This window comes from Rubrivirga sp. (assembly GCF_049648075.1).
Taxonomy (GTDB): Bacteria; Bacteroidota; Rhodothermia; order Rhodothermales; family Rubricoccaceae; genus Rubrivirga.
Map to the genome: position 1 here is coordinate 1 of NZ_JBARYR010000460.1, position 3,649 is coordinate 3,649.

Here is a 3,649-nt window from a genome sequence, read left to right on the forward strand (position 1 = left end):
GTGCGTACGCCGCCGATCTTGGGCCGCGCGCTGATCTCTTCGGCCGCGCCGCTGTCGGTCACGTAGTCCACCATGAGCGTGCGCTCGGCCTCGAGGTCGTCGCTCAGCGTGAACGCGACGAACTGGCCGGTCGGGTCGACGGTCAACTGACGCACGGTGCGCGAGCCGATGTAGAAGGTCGGTGGGCCGTCTTGGGCCTCGAGGTCGCGGGCGACGTCACGCAGTGAGTCCTGGCGCACGCGTTCGCGGACGACGCCTAAGAGACGGCGCTGTTGGTCTTGCACGTACAAGGCGGCGCTGTCGGGCGCGGCCTCGACGGGCGCGCTGCCGGAGCGCAGGTCGGTGAGCTGTTGGACGCCTCCCTGGGGCCACATGCGGAAGAGCGCGTCGCCCTGTCGGTAGGCCACCGATCCGTCCTCGAGGACGACGGCACCCGATTCCCTCGCCGCGGTCTGGGTCACCATCGAGGTCGAGAATCCGAGTCTCGGGTCGTAGACGAAGACGTCGCCATTGCGTGTGAACGCCCGCCTCGGACTCGTTGCCGCGCGGGGGAGCCCGCCGTCGAAGCGCGGCGGCAACGTCCGGCGCTGGAGGGGCGAGACCTTCTCGGGCTGGCCGTCCGGCCCGACGCGGTAGAGCGAGTCGGCGGGGAATTGACCGTCGGGATTCCAGTAGAAGTAGGGCGCGTCGCCGGCCTCGGTCCAGAACGGCGCACTCGGCCACGCCCCGATCCAGGTCTCGGGCGCCTGTGTGATCTGGTCGATGGTGAGCGTCGGCTGGGCGACGGCAGCGGTGGCGACGGCGAGGAGCAGGAGCGAGCGCATGAGCACGGTGTGGCGTGCGCCCAATATCCGCTACACGCCGACTGTCAGGCTCGCCGAGACGTGGTTGAAGCGGAAGTCGCCGCCTAACTGCACATTGCCGCCAAAGACCTCGATCTGGTCGTCTGAGAACGGCGTGAGCGACAGCCCACCTCGGACCTCAGGACGGAGCTTGACACCGCCCGTCTCGACCTCGAGGCCGAGCGACGCGCCGACGGCCAGGTGACTCCGCCGGACATCGCCCAGCAGCCCGAGCAGGCCCTCTCGCTCCGAGCCTTCCTCGAGGACGACGCGCACCTCGGGACCAACCCCGGCGACTAGAACGCCCGGCCCGTACGGCTGCCGGACCGTGACCTCGCCGGAGGCGAGCGCGAACGCGATGTCGACGCTGGTCTGGCCCAGGATCGCGGCGCCGTCGAAGATGTCGCTCGCGCTGAGGTACCCCACGCCGACGCGCCCGCCCCACGTCTCGCCACGGACCTCGAGTCGAGCGCGCGCATCAAGGCCGATCGAGGTCGGGAACTCGACGGTGCCAATCGGGACGGGGATGCCGGCGGCCTCGATGGTGCCGCTGGCGCCGAGGGTGGTCAGGCTGGGGCCGACGGACACGTCGCCGCCGACGGTGATCTGGGCGGACGCGGCCGTTGCGAGGAAGAGAAGCACGAGTACGCGCACGGCATCGAGGACGGGGAGCGGCAACGTACGAGGGTCGTCCTCGAGGGGCGAGGTGGATGATATGCGATGTGGGGTGTGATATAAACGGCGAACCTGCACTATCGTGACGTGAGCGCCCATTTGGCTGTACTCTCTGCACGTTTTCCGTCCTCGAGGGCGCGGGTTTATCACGCACTGCGCCGCCGAATATCTGTTCTACGGCAACTCTCCAACTGTATCGCCCATGATCCGCCACATAGCCGTCGCTCTCGCGGTCGCACTCGCCGTCCCGGTCGCTGCACAAGAGTACACACCTCCCTATGATGACCCGGACTACTACGGTGTCCAGGGCGGGACCGAACTCGTCATGGTCTACGTCGGAGCAACCAGCTGCGGCCCCTGCCACTCCCCGGAATTGAAGTCGGCCCTGGAGATGGCGAAGGTGGCGCTGGCTGAGCGGGCCGAGCGCGAGGGGAAGACGTTCGTCGCTGTGGGGGTCGCGATCGACTACATCGTCGAGGAGGGGATCGAGTTCTTGGCTTCCTCGGGCCGGTTCGACGAGATTGTCGTTGGCCGGAACTGGCTCAACTCGGCCTCGCTCGCCCACCTCTGGCGGTCGGAAGGAGTAGAGGACCGTATGGTCGGGCTCCCAGGCGTGGTCGTCTTCGAGCAGCAAGTGTCGTTCGGCGAGACCGTGGAGGCGAGCGAGCCGCGTTACCTCGTCGAACTGATGGGGGCCGACGACATCCCAGCCTGGGCAGAAGCAGGGGCGCCGTTAGAGTGTAGAAGCTGGGACGAGTGGTGACACTTTAGACCGGGACGATGGGTAACACGATCTGCGCGGGAATCTTCGTCTAGAGCATTCACGCCCTCGAGGCCGACACAGAAGCAGTACAGCGACACCGTCCTCGAGGACGCCTACTCCCCGTGCGGCGGAAGCACCGTCCCCGCGTGGGGCCGCGTGTCCCCGCCAATCTTGAGCCGGTCCGGGACGTCGTTCCGCTGCGGCTCCGGGTTCACCAACCCGCCCGTGATCGGCGTCTCGAAGGCCTGCACGAACGGGGCCACGGCCGAGAACCAGAAGTCCTGCTGGAACTCGTAGAAGTCCGGGTCGAACCCGAGCGCGTCGCCCTCGTGACCCGCCACGTCGAGGTAAAAGACACGCGGCCAGCCCGGGAACTGGGACTGCGCCTCCGCGAGCAGCGACATCACCGCCTGGGCCGCGACCTCGAACGAGTCCTCCGGCATCACGACGTGGTACACCGCGATCGTGTTGTCGAAGCCCATGTGGACGCCCGGCGCGTCCGGCTTGGCGTAGTCGGGGATGAACGGGGCGTCGTCGTCGGCCATGACTGGGCGGCGGGTGGGCGGAGAACCTATCGCGGCGGCTCGGCCTCCGCCATCGCGACCGCTTCACCGCCACCCGAAGGCGCGCCCTCGAGGTCGACCACGGGAGCGGATCGGCGCGGCAGCGTCAAGACCCAGCCGGGCTCGTCGCCCTCGAGGCGAGACGACGTGCCGCCCATCGCCGACGCGATCTGGCGCACCAGGTCCGGCCCGATCCCCATCGCGCTCGCGCTCGGCGGCATCCCGATCACGGCAAAGTCGACGGTGTCGGGACCCGAGTCGTAGAGGCGGACGCTGACCTGGTCGCTCATCGTCGAGGCGACCGCGCTGCCCACCAAGTGCCGAGCGGCGCGCTCGAACAGCGAGCCGTCGAGCAGGAGCAGCGGTGTCGACACCTTGCAGACGGCCTCCAAGCCGATCCGCCGGGCGTCGGCCGCGGTCCGGTACGACTCCACGATGGACGTCACCATCGCCCCGAGATCGACCGGCGCCGGCCTCGAGGTCAGGTCGTCGTCGTCGAGGACGGTCAGGTCGAGCAAATCATCGAGGGCGCCCAGCAGCCGCTCGCCGGCGCGCACGATCACGTCTCGGACCTCGCTGACCTCGTCCGGCGGCGTCTCGCCGTCGAGCAGTTCGGCGTAGCCCAGGATCGCGGTCATCGGCGACCTGAGTTCGCGGTTGAGGTGGCGCAGGAACGCGGCCCGTGCCGAGGACCGCCCGTCGCCCTCGAGGGCGGGGACGACCGTGCCGACCACGCCCCAGACGTCGCCGTCGTCGTTCCGCCGCGGCCCGACGTGGACCACGATCGGCTCGCCGCCGGCCTGCAT

Annotated in this window: 4 protein-coding genes and 1 pseudogene; 1 reads left to right on the forward strand and 4 read right to left on the reverse strand. The window is 69.0% G+C overall.

Annotation, left to right across the window (positions count from 1 at the left end):
• Nucleotides 1-824 (reverse strand): annotated as a pseudogene (locus WBA11_RS13145) (S9 family peptidase); the annotation flags it as partial.
• A 30-nt stretch (nt 825-854) separates the two neighbouring features.
• Entirely contained in the window at nt 855-1,520 is a 666-nt protein-coding gene (locus WBA11_RS13150) for a hypothetical protein (protein WP_424521128.1), read from the reverse strand.
• 199 nt (nt 1,521-1,719) lie between these two features.
• Between WBA11_RS13150 and WBA11_RS13155 the strand changes: the two genes are divergently transcribed.
• A complete protein-coding gene (locus WBA11_RS13155; protein ID WP_424521129.1) occupies nt 1,720-2,280 on the forward strand; it encodes a hypothetical protein in 561 nt (186 codons plus the stop codon).
• A gap of 113 nt (nt 2,281-2,393) precedes the next feature.
• On the opposite strand, the gene WBA11_RS13160 is transcribed toward WBA11_RS13155, so the two are convergent.
• Together WBA11_RS13160 and WBA11_RS13165 are read right to left on the reverse strand one after the other, a co-directional pair.
• Nucleotides 2,394-2,825 (reverse strand): hypothetical protein, encoded by a 432-nt coding sequence (locus WBA11_RS13160; RefSeq protein ID WP_424521130.1) that lies wholly within the window; start codon nt 2,823-2,825, stop codon nt 2,394-2,396.
• A gap of 26 nt (nt 2,826-2,851) precedes the next feature.
• On the reverse strand, nt 2,852-3,649 hold a 798-nt coding region (locus WBA11_RS13165), incomplete at its 5' end, for a sensor histidine kinase (protein ID WP_424521131.1).